Origin of the sequence: Pseudomonas sp. RIT357, from assembly GCF_000632245.1 — a bacterium.
GTDB lineage: Bacteria > Pseudomonadota > Gammaproteobacteria > Pseudomonadales > Pseudomonadaceae > Aquipseudomonas > Aquipseudomonas sivasensis.
The window spans coordinates 62,770-86,340 of record NZ_JFYX01000013.1 but is presented as its reverse complement, the minus strand read 5'-3'; the positions used below and the strand labels follow the sequence as shown (position 1 = coordinate 86,340).

The window sequence follows — 23,571 nt, the reverse complement described above, 5'->3', positions numbered from 1 at the left end:
TGTTCAGATTTGACTGAGGGACATCGTGGGAATCACTCCTTATGATGCGCCCCGTCCGCCCGGCTCTGGGGACGTTTTGCGGCGCAAGGATTGTGCTGTCGAGCCGGGTGGACGCTGTCTTTCAAGCCAGCAGCGCTTCAGTGCATGCATCGATCGAGCGCTGTTGGGTCTCGCTGTACAGCTGCAATTCATCGATGGTCTTGCGCCCCAACGCCTTTTCGAATTCCGCCTGGTTTGAATTGGCGGCGTAATGACTCTGTGCCGCATCCCCCAAATTCGACTGGAAAATCCCCGCCGCACTCACCGGCAGAAAATCCTCATACACCAACGGCTCTACATCCACATGACCGGCGGCGATCAGTGCTTGCAATGTGCGTGGTTGATCGGCTTGGCCGCGTGCCGCCAGGCCTTGTTCCGTGGCGAAGTAGCGGAAGTACGCCAGGCCTTGTTCGCGCATCTGCCCGTGGTTGTCGGGGAAGGCCTGGAAGTGTTGTTCCATCAAGTGCATGTAGCGCGCGGCGTTGGATTCGTTGGGGAACGCGCCCAGTTCGTCGCGGGCGGCGTTCAGCAGTTGGTCGTAGAGGGTGCGGCCTTTGGGCGTGAGGGCGACGCCACGCTGTTCGATTTCACCGAAGCGGGCGCTGTGGCTGCCTTGGGCGTCGGTGAAGGCGATGGCTTCGTCGAGGGCCTTGAAGCTGGTCTGGCGCAGCAGGATCGGGCACTGGCGGCGCGGTGGGCCTTCGATCACGGCCTTGGGGGTTATGCCCTTGGCGGGCATGGCGGTCTGTACCTGATCAATGTCCAGGGTGCGCGGGGTGAGGTGGTTGATGTGCGGCCCCTTGAAGGCCACCACATCGGCGATCAGGCGGTGCTGGTCACTGAGTTGCTGGTACTGCGCGGCGGTAACGGTGGCGGTGTGGTGCCAGCGGAAGGTTTCCAGGGCCTGGCGGATGAATTCGGCGGCCTCGTCGGCGTTGAGGCCGCCGTTTGTTTCCGCTTTTGCGATAAGCGCCAAGGCGCCGGGGGTGAAGATCGAGCGCTTTGCCAATGCAGTTTCGGCGAAGGCGCGAAGTTCGGCATTCTCGATCAATTCCAGGCGCAGCAGGGAGGTGAACACCCGAAACGGGCTGGCTTGCAGCGCGTGTTCATGCACCGCGCGAAATGCTGTGGAATGCACCGGCACGCCCGCTGGCGTGAGGTCGTAGTAGCCCACGGGCTGCATGCCCATCACCGCAAACAGTCGGCTGATTGTGGCCAATTCCGCTGCTGTGCCCAAGCGAATGGCGCCGTGGCGTTCCATGTCCAGACGCTGGATTTCGCCGGTGCGTTGCAGCTGTTGCGCCAGGCTCGGTTCGCTGTCGAGCACGCGGCTATTGGTCTCGGCCACCAACTCCATCAGCGCGCCATACAGGGGAACTTCATCTCGGTACATATCGGACATGGCCTTGGAAAACCCCTTGCGGATCTCGTCTGGGCTGACATGTGCGGTACTGGGCATAGAAAAATTCCTGATGACGGTGGAGAGGGTGATGGTCTTTTACTGGATTTTGTTGGGCCCCAGGTGCGCTTGCAAACGAAGATTCCTCTGGACTTCATTCTGCAAATGAATGAACGGCATTCTCTTCCAAGTCTTCATGTGCACGCGGGTGTGGATGGGCTCTACACTGCTCCTCACCTTGTCGGCGATGGAGGACCCAATGACGGCCACGCCCGTAACGCAAACGATTGAAGGCCAACGCCTGGCCACTGAAGACGCCGAGCGCTGGCGCGAATGGGGCCCATACCTGAGTGAACGCCAATGGGGCACCGTGCGTGAAGACTACAGCGCCGATGGCGATGCCTGGCGCTACTTTCCCCATGAACACGCGCGCAGCCGCGCCTACCGTTGGGGTGAGGACGGCCTGGCCGGTTTCAGCGACAAGGCGCAACGCTGGTGCCTCGGGCTGGCGCTGTGGAACGAGCGCGATGCGATCCTCAAGGAGCGGTTGTTCGGTCTCAACAACGCCGAGGGCAACCATGGCGAGGACGTCAAGGAACTGTACTTTTTCGTCGATGGCGTACCGAGTCATGCCTACATGCGCATGCTCTACAAATACCCCCATGCCGCCTTTCCCTATGCTGACCTGATCACCGAGAACGCCCGTCGCGGGCTGGGTGATGCCGAGTATGAAATCCTCGATACCGGCGTGTTTGAGGACAACCGCTATTGCGATGTCAGCGTCGAGTACGCCAAGCAGCAGCCTGACGATATTTTCATGCGAGTCACGGTGCATAACCGCTCGGAGCAGCCGACGCGTTTGCAGGTAATGCCTCAACTGTGGGCGCGTAACGACTGGAGCTGGACCTTTGATGCGCCCAAGCCGCAGTTGCGGCTGGACGGCGAGCAGGTGTTGGCCCGTCATCATGAATTGCCGGATCGTTATCTGAGTGCCTGGGGCCAGGATGGCTTGGAATGGTTGTTCTGCGAAAACGAAAGCAATGTCGTCAAGCTGGACGGGCAGGTGGCACCGGGCCCGTTCAAGGATGGCATCAACGATTACGTGGTCAGTGGCGCTCAATCGGCGATTCGCCGGGACACCGGTACCAAGGTTGCCGCGCGGTTCATCCTTGAACTGGCAGGGCAGGAAAGCAAAACCTTGTACCTGCGCTTTTCCGCCGTGGATGCGCCCCCGGCCAACGCCCGTAAATTATTCGAGCAACGTCGTCAGGAAGCCGATGACTTCTATGCGGCCCTGCAACAGGGCATTGGCGATGCGGACGCGCGCAATGTGCAGCGCCAAGCCCTGGCCGGCTTGTTGTGGTCCAAGCAGCTCTACTATTTCGACGTGAACCAATGGCTCGATGGTGACCCAGCCCAGCCCGCGCCGCCGACTGAGCGCCTGCATATCCGCAATACCCATTGGCGGCACCTGTCCAACTTCGACATCCTTTCCATGCCCGACACCTGGGAATACCCGTGGTATGCCTCGTGGGACCAGGGCTTTCAGGCAGTGGCGATGGCGCTGATCGATCCGGGTTACGCCAAGCAACAGTTGTTACTGCTGGTGAAGGATCGCTTCATGCATCCCAACGGCCAACTGCCGGCTTATGAATGGCGCTTCGATGATGCGAACCCGCCGGTGCATGCCTGGGCCAGTTGGCGGGTGTACCAGCAGGACAAGGCGTTGACCGGTGTAGGCGACATGGGTTTTCTAGAGCGGATTTTCCATAAGCTGCTGCTGAATTTTTCCTGGTGGGTCAACCGCAAGGACGCCGAGGGCCGCAACCTGTTCCAGGGCGGTTTTCTCGGGCTGGATAACATTGCGTTGTTTGACCGTTCGGCGGCATTGCCGCCGGGGTATCAGTTGGACCAGGCCGACGGCACCGCGTGGGTTGCCGCGTATGCCCTGGACCTGATGCGCATCGCCCTGGAACTGGCCAGGCGCAATGCCGTGTACGTGGATATTGCGGTGAAGTTTTTCGAACATTTCCTGTATATCGCCGGTGCCATTAACCGGGTCGATGACAGTGCCGAAGGTTTGTGGGATGAGCAGGACCTGTTCTTCTACGACGTGCTGCACAGCCCCGATGGGCAGAACGAGCCGGTACGTTTGCGCTCCATCGTCGGCCTGATGCCGTTGTTCGCCGTGCTGGTGCTGGAGCAGCGCGAGCATGAAGGCCTGGAGGGTTTGCGCGAACGGTTGCTGGGCTTTATGAAACACCGGCCGGACTTGGCTAAATTGGTCTCACGCTGGAACGAGCCGGGGCAGGGCAATCGCTTGTTGCTGGCGTTGTTGCGGGGCGAACGCACAAAGGACCTGCTTCGGCGCATGTTGGAGGACAGTGAGTTCCTCTCTGCGTTTGGCGTGCGCTCGCTGTCCAAAGCCTTCGCTGAGCAGCCCCTGGCGCTGAAGATGAACGGCGACACCCTCAGCGCGCGTTACCAGCCTGGCGAGTCCGACTCACGATTGTATGGCGGCAACTCGAATTGGCGGGGGCCCGTGTGGATGCCTGTCAACTACATGCTGATTGAATCGCTGCGTGAATTTCATCGGTACTACGCGGATAACTTCTCGGTGGAGTACCCAACGGGCAGCGGGTATCTGTCATCCCTGGAGGAAGTGGCTGAAGGCCTCAGCCAGCGGCTGACCGGGCTGTTTCTAAGGGATGACAATGGATGTAGGCCATCGATGGCGGGGTATTCGCAGTTGGAAGCGGACCCGCTCAGCCGTGATCTGGTGTTGTTCCATGAGTATTTTCACGGGGAAACCGGGCGCGGGTTGGGGGCGTCTCATCAGACGGGGTGGAGTGCGTTGGTGGCGTTGCTGCTGCAACCGAAGGTCTGAGTTGCACTGCTGAGCTGCCGCCTCGGACCTTGATTGATCCCAGGTTAGTTGGCAAAAAAAATCCCGCCTGGAGAGGCGGGATCGAGATGCAAGCTTGCCTGTGAATCAGGAAGGGAACAGCTCACTCAGTTTCATCGCCAGCATCATGTCGCCTTCAGTGCGCAGTTTGCCGCCCATGAAGGCCTGCATGCCGTCAGTCGAACCGTCGACGATGCCTTCCAGGGTCGCGCTGTCCATGACCAGGGTCACTTGTGCGTCCGGGTTTTCACCTTCATGCAGTTCGCAGGTTTTGTCTTTGACGACCAGGGAAAAGTTCTTGGTGTCATCGATACGGAAACCGAACACCAGGTCCAAGCCGTCGGCAGCGCTTGGGTTGAATTTGGCTTTCATTGCTTCTACAGCTTTGGCTACGTCAGTCATGGTTTCGATCCTTTTGGGTGGAGTCCAGTGACCTTGGGGTCACGGTTGGCCGCACTTCATCGGAAGGTGATGAGTTGCGGCGCCTTCAACAGTTGCAAGTGGCTATGACTGTTGAAGGAAGCCAGTGCCACCTCGCGACCGCGGAATTTCAGCTGGTTGAGCGAGGTGTTAACAATTTGCCAGTTCAGTTCGAAAGCCTGTGTAGCAGGCATTCGGGTAATCAGGTGGAGCAGGGCGGTGATGGTGCCGCCGGAGGTGAACACGGCGATTTTCTGTGTGTTGTCTGCGGCATCGAGAATGCGTTGCAAGCCACCCTGAACGCGCTCGACAAACCCCAGCCAGCTTTCCAGTCCCGGCGTGTCATAAGTGCCGGCCAACCAGCGTTCGATGATCAGGGCGAAGATGCGTTGGAATTCGCTGCGGTTCTGCGCGGCATTGCGCAGGATGTCCAGGGCGTCGGGTTCGGTGGTGAGCAGGTCGGGGAGCAGGGCGCGGATGATAGCTTCAGCATCGAATTCGTTGAAGGCGCTGTCGGTTTCCAAGACCGGAACCGGCAGGCCAAGGGCGCGGTATTGATCGAAGGCAGCCGTGGCGGTGTGCTGCTGACGGCGCAGATCGCCTGCCACGCAGCGGTCGAACACGATGCCCATGTCCGCCAGGTGGCGACCGAGCACTTGTGCCTGCTCCACACCAACGGGCGACAGGACGTCATAGTCGTCTGCACCGAAGGAGGCCTGGCCATGTCGAATCAGATAGATGCTGCCCACGTCCGTTTTCCCGGTACGTTGAAAGTCTGGCGAGGTTATGGGGATGCCAGGGAGCTGTCAATGAAAAAACATACGCTTGTTTTAAAAGCTCCTTAGAGGCCTTGGCTGCCGACGGTTTGATCACTGGCCCGAATGCGGTGCCATCGGTATGCTTGGGCAATCCGCGCCTGGCGCACTGCTCTTGTAAATGCACTTGTAAGGAGTCACATGGATTTTTTGGCCGAATATGCCAGCTTCCTGGCGAAGACTGTCACCCTGGTGGTCGCTATTCTGATGGTACTGATCAGCTTCGCCGCACTGCGCAGTAAAGGTCGTCGCAAATCCGCCGGCCAACTGCAGGTCAGCAAGCTCAATGATTTCTACAAGGGCCTGCGCGAGCGCCTGGAGTCGAGCCTGCTCGACAAGGACCAGCTCAAAGTCCTGCGCAAGTCCGAAAGCAAAACTGAAAAGAAGAACAGCAAGAAAAAACCCGAGGCCAAGCCACGGGTGTTCGTGCTGGATTTCGACGGTGACATCAAGGCCTCGGCGACCGAGAGCCTGCGCCATGAAATCACCGCATTGCTGAGCTTGGCCACGCCCAAGGACGAAGTGGTGCTGCGTCTGGAAAGTGGTGGTGGCATGGTGCACAGCTACGGCTTGGCCTCGTCACAATTGGCGCGTATCCGCCAGGCGGGCGTGCCATTGACCGTGTGCATCGACAAGGTCGCGGCCAGCGGCGGTTACATGATGGCGTGCATCGGCGAGAAGATCATCAGCGCGCCGTTTGCCATCCTGGGCTCCATCGGCGTCGTGGCGCAGTTGCCCAACGTCAATCGCCTGCTCAAAAAACACGATATCGACTTTGAAGTGCTGACCGCCGGCGAATACAAACGCACCCTCACCGTGTTTGGCGAAAACACCGAAAAGGGCCGCGAGAAGTTTCAGGAAGACCTGGATATCACTCATCAACTGTTCAAGAACTTCGTGTCGCGGTATCGCCCGCAGTTGGCGATTGATGACGTGGCCACGGGTGAAGTGTGGCTCGGCGTTGCAGCTCTCGACAAACAGTTGGTCGACGAGCTGCAAACCAGCGACGAATACCTGGCCACCAAGGCCAAGACCGCCGAGGTGTTCCACCTGCACTATGCCGAGCGCAAAAGCCTGCAAGAGCGCGTGGGCCTGGCGGCCAGCGGTTCGGTGGACCGGGTGCTGCTGACCTGGTGGAGCCGGTTGACCCAGCAGCGGTTCTGGTAACCCCACCTTCAGAATGCATGGGGTCCCCTGTGGGAGGGAGCAAGCCACCTCCCACAGGGGCATGGGTTTCAAAGACAGGTTTTGTAATAGTTTTGCGTTGTGGGAAACTTGCTTTTCGCCTGTAGGATTCAAGTCCTTTTTGTTATTTCAGGATTTGCATGAACACCCTCTCGGAGCCCCCCAGTCGTCTTTCCCCAAGACATCCGCTGCTGCCGTTCCCGCTGAAACATCCCGTATTCCGACTGCTAACCTTGTTCCGGTCCACTGACCGCGCTTTGCCGTGTCCGGCATTCTGAAACCTAGATAGAGATTTATATAAATGGAATGGTTAGCGGATCCAACGGCCTGGCTCGGCCTGTTGACCTTGATTGTGCTGGAACTGGTGCTGGGTATCGACAACCTGGTGTTTATCGCGATCCTGGCGGACAAGTTGCCACCGGAGCAGCGTGACCGTGCGCGGTTGATCGGTTTGTCCCTGGCATTGCTGATGCGCCTTGGCCTGCTGGCGAGTATTTCGTGGTTGGTGACCCTTACCCAGCCGCTGTTCGAGGTGTTCGACAAGAGTTTCTCCGGCCGTGACCTGATCATGCTGTTCGGTGGTGTATTCCTGCTGTTCAAGGCCACCATGGAATTGCACGAGCGCCTTGAAGGGCATGTGGCTCAGCGCACGGGCAACGTGGCGTATGCGATGTTCTGGCCGATCGTGGCGCAGATCGTGGTGCTTGATGCGGTGTTCTCCCTGGATGCGGTGATTACCGCCGTGGGCATGGTGGATGAACTGGCGGTGATGATGATCGCGGTGATCATTTCCATCGGCCTGATGATCGTGGCGAGCAAGCCGCTGACGCGCTTCGTGAACGCCCACCCCACAGTGATCATGCTGTGCCTGGGCTTCCTGATGATGATTGGTTTTGCGCTGACCGCCGAAGGCCTGGGTTTCCATATTCCGAAGGGTTACCTGTACGCAGCCATTGGCTTCTCGATCCTGATCGAAGTGTTCAACCAGATTGCCCGCGCCCGTCGCAAGAAATCGGCGCAGGGCGTGTTGCCGGTGCGCGAGCGTACTGCCCATGCGGTGATGCGCTTGCTCGGCGGTCGCAGCCTGGCGGTAGAAGAGGTGGGCGAAGACGTGGCCGACTTGCTGGGCGAGACAGATGCCAATCAGGGCCCGCTGTTTGATCGACGTGAACGCGTGATGATCAGTGGCGTGCTGCAACTGGCCGAGCGGCCGATTCGTACCTTGATGACGCCGCGGGCCAAGGTCGACTTTATCGACCTGGCGGACGATGCCGACACGATTCGCCTGAAACTGATGCATTCGTCCTACTCTCGCCTGCCGTTGATCCGCAACGGCGTGGTGGATGAGCCGTTGGGCTTCGTGCATAAAAAGGAACTGCTCAAGGAATACCTGGCCGGCAACGAGCCGAACCTGGAGCACCTGGCGCGTCGAGCGATCAACCTGCTGGAGAGTTTTTCGATCCTCAACGCCCTGGAACAGATGCGTCAGGAATCGACCCACATCGCCTTCGTGATCAACGAATTCGGCGACTTCATGGGCGTGTTGAGCATGACCGACATTCTCGAGTCCATCGCCGGTGAATTGCCGGATGCCAGTGAGATCGAAGGGCCGGATATTGTCGAAGAGGGCGACGGCTTCCGTGCCAATGGCGCCTTGAACCTGACCCAGATTCGTCAGCGTACCGGCTTCAAGGTTGTCGCGACGGAGGATTACCAGACTCTGGCCGGGTTGGTGATGAGCCTGCTCGACCGCCTGCCCGTGGTGGGCGATAGCCTGGAGCATGAGGGCTGGCGCTTGACGGTGGCTGCGGTCGAGGAGCGGCGGGTGACGCAGGTGGTTTTGCGCGCTTGTGGGGGGCATAGAGCATGAATGCGTTTTCGATCGTCTGCACTTGTTCGTCCTCGGGGCCGAACCCTCTGAACGTCTGCATCAGTGTGCCGTTGAGATAAATCAGCAGCGTTGGGGTACCCGTAACCTTCGGGTGCCTCGGGGTTTTCGCGCAATCAAGTACCAGGCTCACCACTGAGCTGTACTTGCGGGCAATCCTCTGGAACAGCGGCCCGGAAATCGCGCAGCCCGGGCAGTGATCTGAGACAAACAGCAGGAATACCGGCCGCGACGTGCTCAGTACGCGCTGGTAATCCTCGGCATTGGCAATGGTCGCGGTGGCAATCCCCATGATGATCTCCTTACGAGCGGCGCGGGTTTCTGCCAACGCTAAGCTCGAGGGTCATCGTCGTCTACTGTCAACCTTCACAGGTCCGCGTCACGCTCCAGGCGTTCGCGGGCCTTGCGTGCCTGGTTCGCGCACTTGCGGTATTCCTCATTGTCACTGGACGCTTTGGCGCGGCGATAGCCATGGTGGTTTTGGCTGCTGTAATTGATGTCGAAGGCTTCTTTGAGCTTGCGCAATTCTTCTTTGCATTCGCGGCGGTCGTTGTTGGCCGACGCGCTGCCGGCGGCCAGAAACGAAAGCAGTACCAGGGTGAGACTGAGCTTCATCGCAATGCAGTCCTTGTCGTTGGGTGTGTGCCAAAGGCTAGCCCAGCACAGGGGTTTTTCCATGGGGCGGGCGCACCGTCGGGGTGCGCGGTAACGGGGCGGTGACGCACGCCAATGGCGCTGTGATCCCCTGTGAGGCCTTGGGTAGCAATCTGAATCCGGATGCTGGCGCAACGCCGCATCTTACGCCTCGCGTTATCTATCTGATTACCAAGGACTTTACCCAGGCCGTAGTTTTCGCTAAGCGCGTATGGCACACTTTCTGCTGTCTATTCCGTTGTTACATACTAAGTTCCGGTATAGCGGAATACACAACTTCTGGAGTGCTTGTCATGCATCACCGACCTTCCGTGTTCAAAGCGTGTGTTTTTCTCTTCGCCGCATCGGCTTCCCTCGCAGGCGTTGTGCAGGCGGCGGACAGCAAGCTCGATAACGTGCTCAAACGTGGGCATTTGATCGTGGGTACAGGCAGTACCAATGCGCCGTGGCACTTCCAGGGAGCGGATGGCAAGTTGCAGGGGTTTGATATCGACATCGGCCGCATCGTGGCCAAAGGTTTGTTCAACGATCCGAGCAAGGTCGAGTTTGTGGTGCAGTCGTCTGACGCGCGCATTCCCAACCTGCTGACGGACAAAGTCGACATGAGCTGCCAGTTCATCACCGTCACCGCCAGCCGTGCACAGCAGGTGGCGTTCACCCTGCCTTATTACCGCGAAGGCGTGGGCCTGTTGCTGCCGAACAACAGCAAGTACAAAGAGATTGAAGACCTGCAGGCGGCGGGCGATGGCGTCACCGTGGCCGTGCTGCAAAACGTGTATGCCGAAGAACTGGTGCACCAGGCGCTGCCCAAGGCCAAGGTCGACCAGTACGACAGCGTCGACCTGATGTACCAGGCCGTGAATTCCGGTCGCGCCGATGCCGCCGCCACCGACCAATCCTCGGTCAAATACCTGATGGTGCAGAACCCCGGCCGCTACCGCAGCCCGGCTTACGCCTGGAGCCCGCAAACCTACGCGTGCGCGGTCAAACGTGGTGATCAGGACTGGCTGAACTTCGTCAACACTGCCCTGCATGAAGCCATGACCGGTGTGGAATTCCCAACCTACAAAGCCTCGTTCAAGCAGTGGTTCGGTGTCGACCTGCCAGAACCGGCGATTGGTTTCCCTGTTGAATTCAAGTGATCCGGAACAACCGGGGTGCCTGCCAAGGCGCCCCAACTAGGTACTGTCGACCATGAACTATCAGTTGAACTTTGCCGCCGTGTGGCGCGATTTCGACACCTTGCTGGCGGGGCTCGGTCTTGGCCTGCAACTGGCATTGCTGTCGATCGCCATCGGCTGCGTGATCGGCCTGTTGATGGCGTTTGCCATGCTGTCCAAACATCGTGCGCTGCGCATCTTCGCCTCGGTGTATGTGACAGTGATTCGCAACACGCCGATCCTGGTGCTGATCCTGTTGATCTACTTCGCCTTGCCCAGCCTGGGTATCCGGCTGGACAAGATCCCCTCGTTCATCATCACGCTGTCGTTGTACGCCGGTGCCTACCTGACCGAAGTGTTCCGCGCCGGTCTGTTGAATATTCCCAAGGGGCTGCGTGAAGCCGGATTGGCGATTGGCCTCGGCGAGTGGCGTATCCGTGCGTATATCACCGTGCCGGTGATGTTGCGCAATGTGCTGCCGGCGCTCTCGAACAACTTTATCTCGCTGTTCAAGGACACCTCGCTCGCCGCTGCGATTGCGGTGCCCGAGCTGACCTATTACGCCCGCAAGATCAACGTCGAAAGCTACCGGGTGATTGAAACCTGGCTGGTCACGACCGCGCTCTACGTGGCTGCCTGTTACCTCATTGCCATGTTGCTCCGCTAGCTGGAACAGCGTCTGGCGATCCGTCGTTAAGGAGGGTTTTTATGTACGAATCCCCCAGTTGGCTACACGAGTTGTGGGTCGCCCGAGAGACCCTCTGGGCCGGCTTTCAGACCAGCATCTACTGCTCGGCGCTGGCGATTGTCTTTGGCACCCTGATCGGCATCTTCGCCGGGTTGGTGCTGACCTACGGCAAATTCTGGATGCGTGCGCCGTTTCGCCTGTATGTGGATTTGATCCGCGGTACACCGGTGTTCGTGTTGGTGTTGGCGTGTTTTTACATGCTGCCGGCGCTCGGCTGGCAGATCAGCGCGTTCCAGGCCGGTGCCGTCGGGCTCACGCTGTTCTGCGGCTCCCATGTGTCGGAAATCGTGCGCGGCGCACTGCAAGCCATTCCCCGTGGGCAACTGGAAGCGGGTAAGGCGATTGGCCTTACGTTCTACCAGTCCCTGGCCTACGTGCTGTTGCCCCAGGCATTGCGGCAGATCCTGCCGACCTGGGTCAATTCCTCCACGGAGATCGTCAAGGCCTCGACCTTGCTCTCGGTGATCGGCGTGGCCGAGTTGCTGCTCAGTACCCAGCAAGTCATCGCACGTACCTTCATGACCCTGGAGTTCTACCTGTTCGCCGGGTTTATGTTCTTTGTCATCAACTACGCCATCGAGTTATTCGGGCGCTACATTGAAACGCGGGTGGCCTTGCCATGAACCAACCTCAAACAACCGAGCCGCTGCTGAACATTCGCGGCCTGCGCAAACAATACGGCGATGTGGAAGTGCTCAAGGGCGTCGACCTGTCCATGCAGCGCGGCAACGTAGTGACCCTGATCGGTTCCAGCGGCTCGGGCAAGACCACGCTGCTGCGTTGCGTCAACCTGCTGGAAGAGTTCCAGGGCGGCCAGATCACCCTGGACGGCGAATCCATCGGCTACAGCGACATTGGCGGCAAGCGCGTGCGCCACCCCGAACGCGTCATCGCCCAGCACCGGGCGATGACCGGCATGGCATTCCAGCAGTTCAATCTGTTTCCGCACCTGACCGCCTTGCAGAACGTCACCCTGGGCCTGCTCAAGGTCAAGAAGATGGGCAAGGATGAAGCCGTGGCTTTGGCGGAAAAATGGCTGGACCGCGTAGGACTTTTAGAGCGCCGCAATCATTTCCCCGGCCAGTTGTCCGGCGGCCAGCAACAGCGTGTCGCGATTGCCCGTGCGATTGCGATGAACCCCAGCTTGATGCTGTTCGACGAAGTCACCTCAGCCCTCGATCCGGAGTTGGTAGGTGAAGTGCTCAGTGTGATCAAAGGCCTGGCGGAAGAGGGCATGACCATGTTGCTGGTCACCCACGAAATGCGCTTTGCCTATGAAGTCTCGGACAAGATCGTATTCATGAACCAGGGGCGGATTGAAGAGCAGGGCTCGTCGAAGGATATCTTCGAGCGGCCTCAATCGCCGCGCCTGGCGGAATTTCTCAAGAACATTCGTTTTTAATCAGGAGCATCGTTTTATGAGCATCACTCGTTACGGAGCCGGCAGTACTGCCGGCGGTGGCCAGCCTCGTCCCTTCGCCCGCGCGGTGGAAGCGGACGGTTGGCTGTACGTCTCGGGCCAAGTGCCTGCGGTGGACGGCGAAATCATCACCGGCGGGATCATCGAACAAACCCGCCAGACCATGCGCAACGTGGTGGCGATCCTCGAAGAAGCCGGCTACGAGCTCAAAGACGTGGTGCGCGTCGGCGTATGGCTGGAAGACCCTCGGGACTTCTGGAGTTTCAACAAGGTCTTCGGCGAATACTTCACACCCGAACATGCCCCGGCGCGGGCCTGTGTACAGGCCAATATGATGGTGGATTGCAAGGTGGAGATTGATTGTGTGGCCTACAAGAAAAAGGGCTAAATTGCCCCACTCTTAAGCACCAGAGATCAAATGTGGGAGGGGGCTTGCCCCCGATAGCGGTGTATCAGTAACAGAGGTGTTGATTGACACGCCGCCATCGGGGGCAAGCCCCCTCCCACAGCGGACCTGCGCCAGCCCTACCATTTCGACCGGACCGAAATTGCCATGACCGAAGACACCATCAAACGCCGCGCCAAAGGCCTGGACCGTGCATTCGACATCCTTGATTTCCTCAAGGAAGTCGGCCAGCCCCTGCGGCCGAATGATATCGCCAGCGGCATTGGCAGCCCCAAGTCCACCGTCTATGAATTGGTCGCATCCTTGCTGGAGCGCCGCATTCTGGAAACCGTCGGCAAGGACGGTCACGTCTACCTCGGTCGCCAGTTGTACTTCCTCGGCCAGGCGCACCTGCGACACTTCGACCTGACTCGCGAGGCCGATCACGCCTTGCAGGAGATCGTCAGCCAGACCCATGAAACCGCGCAGATGTGCCTGCTCAACGGGCGCAAATACACCGTGGCGCTGATGCGCGAAGGCGAGCGGCATTTCCGGATTTCTTCGGACATCGGCGAAAACGCCCCGATCCCCTGGACCGCCTCCGGGCGCCTGCTGCTGGGGCACCTGAGTGACCAGCAAATTGTCGACCTGATCGACCACGATGACTTCATCCTGCCGGACGGCCAGCGTCTGCCGCTGGAAACGTTCCTCGCGCAAATCCGTCAGGCTACCCTCGATGGGTTCTTTTCCTTCGACAGTGTGGCCGACACCTTTACCCATTGCTTTGCCGCCCCGGTGCGGGACGCGCAAGGCATCAGCATTGCGACCCTGTGCATCGTCGCCCCTCGGGCCGATGCGCAAAAAAACTACAACGACTATCGCCGGGTGTTGATCGACAGCGCCAATCACCTGGCGCGTCGCATCAACGAATAGGAGCTTTACATGTCTGCCATCAACGCCGTTGAAAAAGGCGCCGCCGCCGTCGGCGCCCACCTGGTCCGAGACGTCAGCCTGCCGGCCCTGGTGCTGCACCGCGACGCCCTGGAACACAACATCCGTTGGATGCAGGAGTTTGTCAGCAACAGCGGCGCCGAACTCGCGCCCCATGGCAAGACCAGCATGATGCCGGCACTGTTCCAGCGTCAGATCGCCCAGGGCGCCTGGGGTATTACCCTGGCCAACGCCGTGCAGACCCGCGCCGCCTATGCCGGAGGTGTGCGCCGTGTGTTGATGGCCAACCAACTGGTGGGCGCGCCGAACATGGCGTTGATCGCCGACCTGCTGGCGGACAAGGATTTTGACTTCCACTGCATGGTCGACCACCCGGACAACGTCGCCGACCTGGGTCTGTTCTTCGCCGCCCGTGGCCTGCGCCTGAACGTGATGATCGAGTACGGCGTGGTTGGCGGCCGTTGCGGTTGCCGCAGCGAGCAGGAAGTGCGCGACCTGGCCAAGGCGATCAAGGCCCAGCCGGCCCTGGCCCTCACGGGTATTGAAGGCTACGAAGGCGTGATCCATGGCGAGCACGCCGTCAGCGGCATCCGCGACTTCGCCGCCAGCCTGGTGCGCCTGGCGGTGGACTTGCAGAACAACGGTTCTTTCGACTTGGCCAAGCCGATCGTCACAGCGTCGGGTTCGGCGTGGTACGACCTGATCGCCGAATCCTTTGAAGCGCAGAACGCCGCCGGCCGCTTCCTCAGCGTATTGCGCCCCGGCAGTTATGTGGCCCACGACCATGGCATCTACAAAGAAGCTCAATGCTGCGTACTCGACCGCCGCAGCGACCTCAGTGAAGGCCTGCGCCCGGCCCTGGAAGTCTGGGCTCATGTGCAGTCGTTGCCTGAGCCCGGTTTTGCGGTGATCGCCCTCGGTAAGCGCGACGTGGCCTACGACGCCGGGTTGCCGGTGCCACTCAAGCGCTACAAGGCCGGTATTGTGCCGGCGCAAGGCGATGATGTGAGCGCGTGCAAGGTCACGGCCGTGATGGACCAGCATGCGTTCATGGTCGTGGCGCCTGGGGTTGAACTGCGCATTGGCGACATCATTTCCTTTGGCACTTCCCATCCTTGCCTGACGTTTGACAAGTGGCAGGTGGGTTGCCTGGTGGATGAACAGTTGCAGGTGATCGAGTCCCTGCATACCAGCTTCTAGATCGCGTCGCTCCTATCGGGGGCAAGCCCCCTCCCACATTTGAAATGTGTTCACACATCAAAGTATGGGAGGGGGCTTGCCCCCGATGAGGCCATCAGCCCCCCCCCCGAGACAGCAGCCATGACCACCCATCCACGCATCGCCCTCATCGGTGAATGCATGATCGAACTGCAACACCGCGCCGACGGTAGCCTGCAACAAAGCTTCGGCGGCGACACTCTGAACACGGCGATGTACCTGCGCCGTGAGTTGGGCCCGATCGGCAGCGTCGATTACGTCACCGCCTTGGGCGATGACAGCTTCAGCGACGCCATGTGCCAGCAATGGACCGACGAAGGCCTGGGGCTGGGCTTGGTCCAGCGCCTGCCGGGGCGGTTGCCGGGCTTGTACTGCATTCAGACCGACGCCAACGGCGAGCGTAAATTCCTCTACTGGCGCAACGAAGCCGCGGTGCGCGACTGTTTCACCACGCCGGCCGCCGAGCCCATCCTGGCCGCGTTGCCGGCCTATGACGTGGTCTATTTCAGCGGCATTACCCTGGCGGTGCTGGGGGAGGTTGGGCGCGAGCGTTTGCTGCAAGCGCTGGTTGACGCGCGCCGACGCGGCGCTAAGGTGGTGTTCGACAACAACTACCGGCCGCGTCTGTGGGGCAGTGTCGAGGCGGCGCGTGCGGCTTATCGCACGGTTTTGGCCGAGGTAGATATCGCCTTGCTCACCGAGGATGACGAGCGCGCTCTGTTTGGCTATGCCGACAGCGAGCAGGTGTTCGCGGCCTATCCGGCGATTGAGGAAGTGGTGCTAAAACGTGGGGCGGATGCGTGTTTGATCCGCTGCGCGCAGGAGCGCTTTGCGGTGCCGGCGTTGAAGGTCGAGAAGGTGGTGGACACCACGGCGGCGGGGGATTCGTTCAGTGCGGCGTATCTGGCCGGGCGGCTCAAGGGTGATTCGCCGGAGGAGGCTGCGTTGGCGGGGCATCGGTTGGCGAGCCGGGTCATCCAGGTACCGGGGGCGCTTATTCCCAGAGACTAAGTGAGTGGCCGCCTGCGGCGGATCGGGCCCACACGTGACCGCATTTCATCGGGAGGAATGCGATCCCTGTGGGAGGGGGCTTGCTCCCGATAGCGGTCTTAAGTCAAAGCCTCAGTCGCGGTAAAACACCTGCACCAAGTGATACCCAAACTTGCTCTTGATCGGCCCGTGAACCACCTTCACCGGCTTCTTGAAAATCACCGCATCAATCGCCCCGACCATCTGCCCCGGCCGCACTTCACCCAAATCGCCGCCACGTTTGCCCGACGGGCAGGTGGAGTACTTCTTGGCCAACACATCAAAGGCTTCGCCCTTGGCAATGCGCTGCTTGAGTTGTTCGGCTTCTTCACTGGTTTTCACCAGGATATGACGGGCTTGGGCTTTCATTGGTCTCTACCAGGTGTGCGACGGCGCGCGATTATGCCTGAACTCATTCGGCTACGTTGATCATGCTGCGGATTTTAGTCGCCAGCAGGTCGATGGAAAACGGCTTGGCCACCATGTCCATCCCATCTTCCAGGAAGCCCTGGCGCTCGGCGGCTTTTTCGGCGTAGCCGGTCATGAACAGCACCTTCAAGCCTGGGCGATGCTGGCGGGCAATCTCCGCCAGTTGCCGGCCGTTCATGCCCGGCAGGCCGACGTCGGTCACCAGCAGGTCCACGCGCAGATCCGACTCCAGCAGTGGCAACGCGGTGCGTGAATCCGCTGCCTGATGCGCGGTGTAGCCCAATTCATCCAGCACATTCACCACCAGCATGCGCACCGCCGCGTCGTCCTCAACCACCACGACTGCTTCACCGGCCAGTGCCACCGGCACTTCGCCGAGGCTGGCGGGCAGGTTGCTTTCCAGTGCGGTGCCATGCAGGCGTGGCAGGTACAGGCGCACGCAGGTGCCCTGGCCAGGTTCGCTCTGGATCGTGACGTGGCCGCCGGACTGCTGGGCAAACCCGTAAATCATCGACAGGCCCAGGCCGGTGCCCTGGCCGATGGGTTTGGTGGTGAAGAAAGGATCGAATGCTTTGGCGAGGATTTTGGGTGCCATGCCGGTGCCGTTGTCGCACACACCGAGCATCACGTAGTCGCCGGCCTTGACCGGTTCGAGGGTGGTTATGTCGGTGCCGTCCAGGTAGCTGTTGGCGGTTTCAATCAACAATTCGCCGCCGTCGGGCATGGCGTCGCGGGCGTTGATCACCAGGTTGAGCAGGGCGTTTTCCAGCTGGCTGGCGTCGGTGTTGACTGGCCAGATGTCTTGACCCAGTTGCACCTTGAGCGTGATATGCGCGCCTTTGGTGCGCTGGAACAGGTCCTCCAGGGACGCTACTAACTGATTGGGGTCGGTGGGGCGACGGTCCAGTGACTGGCGCCGCGAAAACGCTAACAGACGGTGAGTGAGGGCGGCAGCGCGGTGAGCCGACGACACGGCGGCATCGGTAAAGCGCCCGATTTCCTCACTGCGCCCAGCGACGATATAGCGCTGCATCAGGTCCAGGCTGCCGATAATGCCGGTGAGCATGTTGTTGAAATCGTGGGCGATGCCGCCGGTGAGCTGGCCCAACGCTTCCATTTTCTGCGCATGGCGCAATGCATCTTCGGCGCGCTCGCGCTCGAACATCTCGTTTTGCAGGCGTTGGTTGGCCTCGGCCAGGGCCTGGGTGCGCTCGGCCACGCGTTCTTCGAGGTTATCGTTGAGGTGGCGCAGGGCTTCTTCGGTTAGTTTGCGTTCGGTCTCGTCAATCACAAAGATGTAGAAACCATTGACCGAGCCGTCATTGCTGAAACGCGGCAAGTATTTCATCAGCGCATGGCGGGGACGCCCGTCGCGGTGGGGCGTGATGGTCATGAAGCTGCACGCCTTGCCCTTGAGTGCGGCAGCGATCTGGTGTTCGCGCCCGGCATACACTTCGTCGCCTAATACTTCGCGGATGCTCTTGCCGTACAGTTCCTGGGGCGTCATGCCGTACCAATCAAGGTAGGCGCTGTTGTTCAGGCGAAAGCGCTGCTCGTGGTCGACGTAGCCGATCAGCACCGGCATGGCGTTGATGATCAGCTGCAATTCGGTCTGGCTTTGGCGCAGGGCCTGCTCGGTGTGCTTGCGCTCGGTCAGGTCCAGGGCGGCACCGAGGAAGCGCGCGGGGCGGCCGTGGTGATCCTTGTAGCAACGGCCTCGGGCAAACACCCAGCGGACCTGGCCATCGGCTTGCTGCAGGCGGTATTCCTCAGCGTATTCGGTGCCGTGGGTGATGCAGTGCTTGATACTGCGCGCCACCGTGGCCCGGTCTTCGGGATGCACACCTTGGAGGTAATCGCTGATGGGCAGCCGGTTCGCGTCGTCGGGGTCGACACCGTGCAGGTAGGCGAAGTGGGCGTCGGCAATAAAGTGATCCTCGCCGATGTCCCAATCCCAGGTGCCCACGGCGTCGGTCGCCGCCAGTGCAAGCTGCAAGCGTTGCTCGGTGTTGTGCTGGGCCTTGCGGCGCTCGTTGGTTTCGATGGCAGTGACGAGGATGCCGGCCACGTTGGCGCTTTCATCGCGGATCGGGCTGTAGGTCAGGTCGAGCCAGATTTCCGTGTCGCGATTATTGCGTTGCAGGACAAAGCGCTGCTCGCTGAAGGTGCGCACTTGGCCGCTGAGCACGGCGTCGTAGACCGGGCCGGTAAAGCTTTCCAGCTCTGGCCACGTCTGGTGCGCCGGTTGGCCCATGGCTTCGGGGTGTTTGTTTCCCGCCAGCAGGGCGAACCCGTCGTTGTAGAGTTGGGTGAGTTGGCTGCCCCACAGCAGGAGCATGGGCATCGGCGAATGGACGACAATATCGACCGCTGTGCGCAGGCTTTGCGGCCAATCATTGGCCTCACCGAGTGGGCTTCGTGCCCAGTCCAGCCGCGCAATTAATGCAGCGGCGTCGCTACCGGTGGATGTTCCTTTCATAAAAAGCCCTGAGCGTAACGCTTTGAAAAATGACAACACCCATTATCCCGTGAGTCGAGAATGGGTGACTACCCCCGAAAAATAGCATGCATTCGGCGTTTGTCTTCAAATGAGTGCGTCAGCGCTGAATCCTTTCATCTTTATGCCAGTTCCGGGCGGTCGCGGAACTGTTCCAATGCCTGCGGGTTGGCCAGGGCGTCGGTGTTCTTGACCGGCTCGCCATGCACCACATTGCGCACCGCCAATTCGACAATCTTGCCGCTGATGGTACGAGGGATATCGCTGACAGCCAGGATTTTGGCCGGCACATGGCGCGGTGTGGTGTTGGCGCGGATCACTTGGCGGATCTGCTGTTGCAACGCCTCATCCAACTCGATGCCCTCATCGAGGCGCACAAACAGCACCACGCGCACGTCGTCTTGCCAGCGTTGGCCGATGGCCAGGCTTTCCAGTACCTGTGGGACTTTCTCCACTTGGCGATAGATCTCCGCCGTGCCGATGCGCACGCCGCCGGGGTTGAGCACCGCGTCGGAGCGGCCGTGAATCAGCAGGCTGCCATTCGGGCGTTGCTCAGCGTAGTCGCCTTGGGCCCACACGCCGGGGAACTGACTGAAATACGAGGCGCGCAGCTTCTTCTGGTCGGGGTCATTCCACAAACCGATGGGCATGGCCGGGAAGTGCCGGGTACACACCAGCTCGCCTTTTTCACCGACCAACAGCTGGCCGTGGTCGTCCCACACTTCAATGGCCATCGCCAGGCTCTTGCACTGCATTTCGCCTCGGCGCACCGGCAACACCGGGTTGCCGATAACAAAGCAGGACACGATATCGGTGCCGCCGGACATGGAGGATAAACACAGCTCGCCCTTGATCTCGCGGTACACATAGTCGTAGCTCTGGGGTGACAGCGGCGACCCGGTCGAGATCAGCCCCTTGAGGCTGCCCAGGTCGTGGCTCAGGCGCGGTTGCAGCCCGGCCTTTTCCAGGGTGACGAGGAATTTTGGGCTGGTGCCGAACACGCTGATCTTTTCGGCATCAATCAAGTCGATCAGGCGCTCAGGTCCGGGATGAAAGGGTGAACCGTCATACAGTACAGCCGAGGCGCCGATGGCCAGTACCGAGACCAGCCAGTTCCACATCATCCAGCCGCAGGTGGTGTAGTAGAACAGGCAGTCCTCGCGGGACAGATCGGCATGCAGGCCGTGTTCCTTGAGGTGTGTAAGCAATACGCCGCCGGTGCTGTGGATGATGCACTTGGGCACGCCGGTGGTGCCGCTGGAATAGAGGATGTACAGCGGATGATCGAAGGGCACCGCGACAAACTCAGGCTCGCCACCGGGTTGGTAAAAGTCCTGCCATAGCACAACCTTCGCCTGGGTGCGGTAGTCCTCGACCTGCGCCTCGGGCCGCGCGTACGGCACCACAATCAACTGCTCCAGGGACGGCAGCCGTTCGAGGATTTCATTGAGTTTGGCGCTTTGGTCGATGGGTTTTCCGGCGTACCGATAACCGGCGCAGGTAATAAGCACCTTGGGCTCGATCTGGCCGAACCGGTCGATCACGCCTTGGGTGCCGAAGTCCGGCGAGGAGCACGACCAGATTGCGCCCAGGCTGGTGGTGGCGAGCATGCCCACCAGGGTTTGCCAGGTGTTGGGCATGCACGCCGCCACCCGGTCACCGATGCCGACGCCAGCCGACCGCAGACTGTTTTGTAGGCCGGCGACGTGTGCGGCCAGTTCGGCGTAGGTGAGTTGTTCGCGCTGGCCGTCTTCGCTGATTGCGACCACGGCCGGGTGGTGGTCACGCCGACGCAGCAGGTGCTCGGCGAAATTCAGGGTCGCGCCGGGAAACCACTGGGCGCTGGGCATCTCGGCGCCTTCGATCAGTACCGCGCCGGGCGGGCTGCGAAACTGCACGTCGAAGTAGGCGACGATCGCCTGCCAGAAGTCCGGCCGCTGGTCGATACTCCATTGGTGGAGGGCGGGGTAGTCGCCCAGTTGCAAGGCGTGGCGGTCGTTGATGAAGCGGCGGAACTGGTCCATCCGCGTGTGGCGGATGCGTTCCGGTGAGGGTTGCCAGAGGATCTCGGACATCAGCAAGGTCTCTTGTTCTTATGCAGGTCTTCAAAACAATAGAATTCTACTGTGGGAGGGGGCTTGCTCCCGATAGCGGAGTACCAGCTAGCCCGTGTGGTCTGACCCACCGCCATCGGGAGCAAGCCCCCTCCCACAATTTAGAACGCCAGTGTCTGTTTTTATTGGGCCAGCCAGCCGCCATCAATGTTCCACGCCGCGCCACGTACCTGCGCACCGGCCTCGCTGCACAAAAACAACACCAACTCACCCAACTGCGGCGGCGTCACAAACTCCAGGGACGGCTGTTTCTCCGCCAGCAAATCATGCTGCGCCTGGTGCGGGTCCACACCTTTGGTTACGCGATCATCAATTTGCTTCTGCACCAGCGGCGTCAGCACCCAGCCGGGGCAAATCGCATTACAGGTCACATTGCTGGTTGCCGTCTCCAGGCCTACCACTTTGGTCAAACCGATCACGCCATGCTTGGCCGCCACATAGGCTGCCTTGCCCACCGAACCGACCAGGCCGTGAACCGAGGCGATATTAACGATACGCCCCCAGCCCTTGGTCTTCATGCCCGGCAGGCTCAGGCGCGTGCTGTGGAACACCGAGGACAGGTTGATCGCGATGATCGAGTCCCAGCGTTCGGCCGGGAACGCTTCCACCGCCGCCACATGCTGAATGCCGGCGTTGTTGACCAGGATGTCCACGCCACCGAACTCACGCTCGGCGTAGGCGAACATTTCGGCGATCTGCGCCGGGTCGCTGACGTCCGCAGGGTGATGCCCCACCTTGCCACCAAACGCCTGCACCTGCGCGATCACCGCGCTGGCGTCGCCGAAGCCGTTGAGGATCAAGTTGGCCCCTGCCTGTGCCAGGCTCAAGGCAATGCCCAGGCCGATGCCACTGGTGGAGCCGGTGACCAGGGCGGTCTTGCCATTCAAAGTCGTCATGAAAACCTCACACAATGCCGGTGGCGTAGAAAGTACCGATCACCACGAACACCGCGAGGGTCTTGATAATCGTGATGCCGAAAATGTCCTTGTAGGCTTCGCGGTGGGTCAGGCCGGTCACCGCCAGCAGCGTGATCACCGCGCCGTTGTGGGGCAGGGTGTCCATGCCGCCGCTGGCCATGGCCGCGACCCGGTGCAGCACTTCAAGGGGAATATTGGCCGCATGGGCCGCCGAAATAAAGCTCTCGGACATGGCTGCCAGGGCGATGCTCATACCACCGGACGCAGAGCCGGTGATACCGGCCAGCAGGGTCACGGTAATTGCTTCGTTGACCAGCGGGTTGGGGATGCCCTTGAGCCAGTCCGCCAGCACGAGAAAGCCTGGCAGCGAGGCAATCACCGCACCAAAACCGTATTCCGACGCGGTATTCATTGCTGCCAGCAAGGCGCCGCTGACCGCACTTTTGCTACCTTCGGCGAGCTTGCTTTTGATCGCCGACCAGCCGAAGGCCAGCACCATCAGGATCCCGACCAGCAACGCCGCCTGCACCGCCCAGATCGCGGTGAGCTTGGCGATTTCAGTGGTCACTGGCGCGCTCATGCCCGGCAGGCTCAGGCTGTGGGTCTTGCCGTACCACTGCGGGATCCAGTGGGTGAACAACAGGTTCATCACGCCCACTAGGATCAGCGGCGACAGCGCGATCCACGGGTTGGGCAGAGTGAGGTTTTCGGCGGTCTCTGGCTCGTTGCGCAACTCAGTGCCATAGCCTTCACCCGCGCGCTGGGCCTTGTTGCGTTGCCGCGCCAGGTACAGCATGCCGGTGCAGAATACGAAGATCGTGCCGATCAACCCCAGCCACGGCGCCGCCCAGGCGGTGGTGTTGAAGAAGGTGCTGGGGATGATGTTCTGGATCTGCGGCGTGCCGGGCAGGGCATCCATCGTGAACGAGAATGCGCCGAGGGCGATGGTCGCCGGAATCAGGCGCTTGGGGATATTGCTCTGGCGGAACATCTCCGCCGCGAACGGGTACACCGCGAACACCACCACAAACAACGATACGCCGCCGTAGGTGAGCAGGGCGCAGACCAGCACGATCACCAGCATCGCCTGACGCGTGCCAAGCAAGCGGATCGCAGCGGCCACGATGGAGCGCGAGAACCCCGACAGCTCGATCAACTTGCCGAAGACCGCACCGAGCAGGAACACCGGGAAATACAGTTTGATAAAGCCGACCATTTTCTCCATGAACACCCCGGTAAAGGCGGGGGCGACAGCGGACGGGTCGGTGAGCAGTACCGCGCCAAGGGCGGCGATGGGGGCAAACAGGATAACGCTATAGCCACGGTAGGCGGCCAGCATCAGCAGCGCGAGCGCGGCCAGGGCAATGATCACACTCATGGTGTGTCTCCATCGGATTG

Annotated in this window: 20 protein-coding genes and 1 pseudogene; 11 read left to right on the top strand and 10 right to left on the bottom strand. The window is 60.5% G+C overall.

Going from position 1 to position 23,571, the window contains the following annotated elements:
- Nucleotides 1–121: 121 nt before the first annotated feature.
- A complete protein-coding gene (locus BW43_RS15550) occupies nucleotides 122–1,498 on the bottom strand; it encodes a VOC family protein (protein WP_032886570.1) in 1,377 nt (458 codons plus the stop codon).
- 199 nt (nucleotides 1,499–1,697) lie between these two features.
- On the opposite strand from BW43_RS15550, the gene BW43_RS15555 reads away from it, so the two are divergent.
- Nucleotides 1,698–4,325: a glucosidase gene (locus tag BW43_RS15555; protein ID WP_032886568.1), complete on the top strand. Its 2,628-nt coding sequence runs from the start codon at nucleotides 1,698–1,700 to the stop codon at nucleotides 4,323–4,325.
- 105 nt (nucleotides 4,326–4,430) lie between these two features.
- Here the strand turns inward: BW43_RS15555 and BW43_RS15560 are convergent, their stop codons facing one another.
- Both BW43_RS15560 and BW43_RS15565 read right to left on the bottom strand, forming a co-directional pair.
- Entirely contained in the window at nucleotides 4,431–4,745 is a 315-nt protein-coding gene (locus tag BW43_RS15560) for an SCP2 sterol-binding domain-containing protein (protein WP_032886566.1), read from the bottom strand.
- 56 nt (nucleotides 4,746–4,801) lie between these two features.
- A complete protein-coding gene (locus tag BW43_RS15565) occupies nucleotides 4,802–5,512 on the bottom strand; it encodes a histidine phosphatase family protein (RefSeq protein ID WP_032886565.1) in 711 nt (236 codons plus the stop codon).
- A gap of 207 nt (nucleotides 5,513–5,719) precedes the next feature.
- On the opposite strand from BW43_RS15565, the gene sohB reads away from it, so the two are divergent.
- Entirely contained in the window at nucleotides 5,720–6,745 is a 1,026-nt protein-coding gene (sohB, locus tag BW43_RS15570; RefSeq protein ID WP_032886563.1) for a protease SohB, read from the top strand.
- A gap of 319 nt (nucleotides 6,746–7,064) precedes the next feature.
- Nucleotides 7,065–8,633, top strand: a complete 1,569-nt coding sequence (locus tag BW43_RS15575) for a TerC family protein (protein WP_032886560.1) — start codon at nucleotides 7,065–7,067, stop codon at nucleotides 8,631–8,633.
- Between the two features lie 19 nt (nucleotides 8,634–8,652).
- Here the strand turns inward: BW43_RS15575 and BW43_RS28345 are convergent.
- Nucleotides 8,653–8,943 (bottom strand): annotated as a pseudogene (locus tag BW43_RS28345) (thioredoxin family protein); the annotation flags it as partial.
- Nucleotides 8,944–9,017: 74 nt separating this feature from the next.
- Nucleotides 9,018–9,266, bottom strand: a complete 249-nt coding sequence (locus BW43_RS15580; protein WP_032886558.1) for a hypothetical protein — start codon at nucleotides 9,264–9,266, stop codon at nucleotides 9,018–9,020.
- 332 nt (nucleotides 9,267–9,598) lie between these two features.
- On the opposite strand from BW43_RS15580, the gene BW43_RS15585 reads away from it, so the two are divergent.
- The 8 genes from BW43_RS15585 (at nucleotide 9,599) to BW43_RS15620 (ending at nucleotide 16,198) form a co-directional block, all read left to right on the top strand.
- Nucleotides 9,599–10,447 (top strand): transporter substrate-binding domain-containing protein, encoded by an 849-nt coding sequence (locus tag BW43_RS15585; RefSeq protein WP_032886556.1) that lies wholly within the window; start codon nucleotides 9,599–9,601, stop codon nucleotides 10,445–10,447.
- 52 nt (nucleotides 10,448–10,499) lie between these two features.
- The gene (locus tag BW43_RS15590) at nucleotides 10,500–11,132 is read left to right on the top strand and encodes an amino acid ABC transporter permease (protein ID WP_032886555.1); all 633 of its coding nucleotides are present in this window, start codon (nucleotides 10,500–10,502) and stop codon (nucleotides 11,130–11,132) included.
- A 41-nt stretch (nucleotides 11,133–11,173) separates the two neighbouring features.
- On the top strand, nucleotides 11,174–11,836 hold the full coding sequence (locus BW43_RS15595) for an amino acid ABC transporter permease (RefSeq protein WP_032886552.1): 663 nt from the start codon (nucleotides 11,174–11,176) through the stop codon (nucleotides 11,834–11,836).
- Nucleotides 11,833–12,615, top strand: a complete 783-nt coding sequence (locus BW43_RS15600) for an amino acid ABC transporter ATP-binding protein (RefSeq protein ID WP_032886550.1) — start codon at nucleotides 11,833–11,835, stop codon at nucleotides 12,613–12,615. The genes BW43_RS15595 and BW43_RS15600 overlap by 4 nt, the downstream gene beginning before the upstream one ends.
- Nucleotides 12,616–12,631: 16 nt before the next feature.
- Nucleotides 12,632–13,021, top strand: a complete 390-nt coding sequence (locus BW43_RS15605; protein WP_010210958.1) for a RidA family protein — start codon at nucleotides 12,632–12,634, stop codon at nucleotides 13,019–13,021.
- Between the two features lie 165 nt (nucleotides 13,022–13,186).
- Nucleotides 13,187–13,951 carry an IclR family transcriptional regulator gene (locus BW43_RS15610; protein WP_032886547.1) on the top strand — a complete coding sequence of 255 codons (765 nt, stop codon included), beginning with the start codon at nucleotides 13,187–13,189 and terminating at the stop codon, nucleotides 13,949–13,951.
- Nucleotides 13,952–13,960: 9 nt separating this feature from the next.
- Nucleotides 13,961–15,169: an amino acid deaminase gene (locus BW43_RS15615; protein WP_032886545.1), complete on the top strand. Its 1,209-nt coding sequence runs from the start codon at nucleotides 13,961–13,963 to the stop codon at nucleotides 15,167–15,169.
- Between the two features lie 120 nt (nucleotides 15,170–15,289).
- A complete protein-coding gene (locus BW43_RS15620; protein ID WP_032886542.1) occupies nucleotides 15,290–16,198 on the top strand; it encodes a sugar kinase in 909 nt (302 codons plus the stop codon).
- Nucleotides 16,199–16,309: 111 nt separating this feature from the next.
- Here BW43_RS15620 and BW43_RS15625 read toward each other — a convergent pair whose 3' ends face one another.
- The 5 genes from BW43_RS15625 to BW43_RS15645 form a co-directional block, all read right to left on the bottom strand.
- Nucleotides 16,310–16,585: a peptidylprolyl isomerase gene (locus tag BW43_RS15625; RefSeq protein WP_003174397.1), complete on the bottom strand. Its 276-nt coding sequence runs from the start codon at nucleotides 16,583–16,585 to the stop codon at nucleotides 16,310–16,312.
- A gap of 43 nt (nucleotides 16,586–16,628) precedes the next feature.
- A complete protein-coding gene (locus BW43_RS15630) occupies nucleotides 16,629–19,124 on the bottom strand; it encodes a PAS domain-containing protein (RefSeq protein WP_032886541.1) in 2,496 nt (831 codons plus the stop codon).
- A gap of 140 nt (nucleotides 19,125–19,264) precedes the next feature.
- Nucleotides 19,265–21,217, bottom strand: a complete 1,953-nt coding sequence (locus BW43_RS15635) for an acetoacetate--CoA ligase (RefSeq protein WP_032886539.1) — start codon at nucleotides 21,215–21,217, stop codon at nucleotides 19,265–19,267.
- A gap of 161 nt (nucleotides 21,218–21,378) precedes the next feature.
- A complete protein-coding gene (gene hbdH / locus BW43_RS15640; RefSeq protein ID WP_032886538.1) occupies nucleotides 21,379–22,152 on the bottom strand; it encodes a 3-hydroxybutyrate dehydrogenase in 774 nt (257 codons plus the stop codon).
- A 7-nt stretch (nucleotides 22,153–22,159) separates the two neighbouring features.
- Complete coding sequence (locus tag BW43_RS15645; protein ID WP_032886537.1) at nucleotides 22,160–23,551, bottom strand: GntP family permease; 1,392 nt, start codon at nucleotides 23,549–23,551, stop codon at nucleotides 22,160–22,162.
- Nucleotides 23,552–23,571 lie beyond the last annotated feature (20 nt).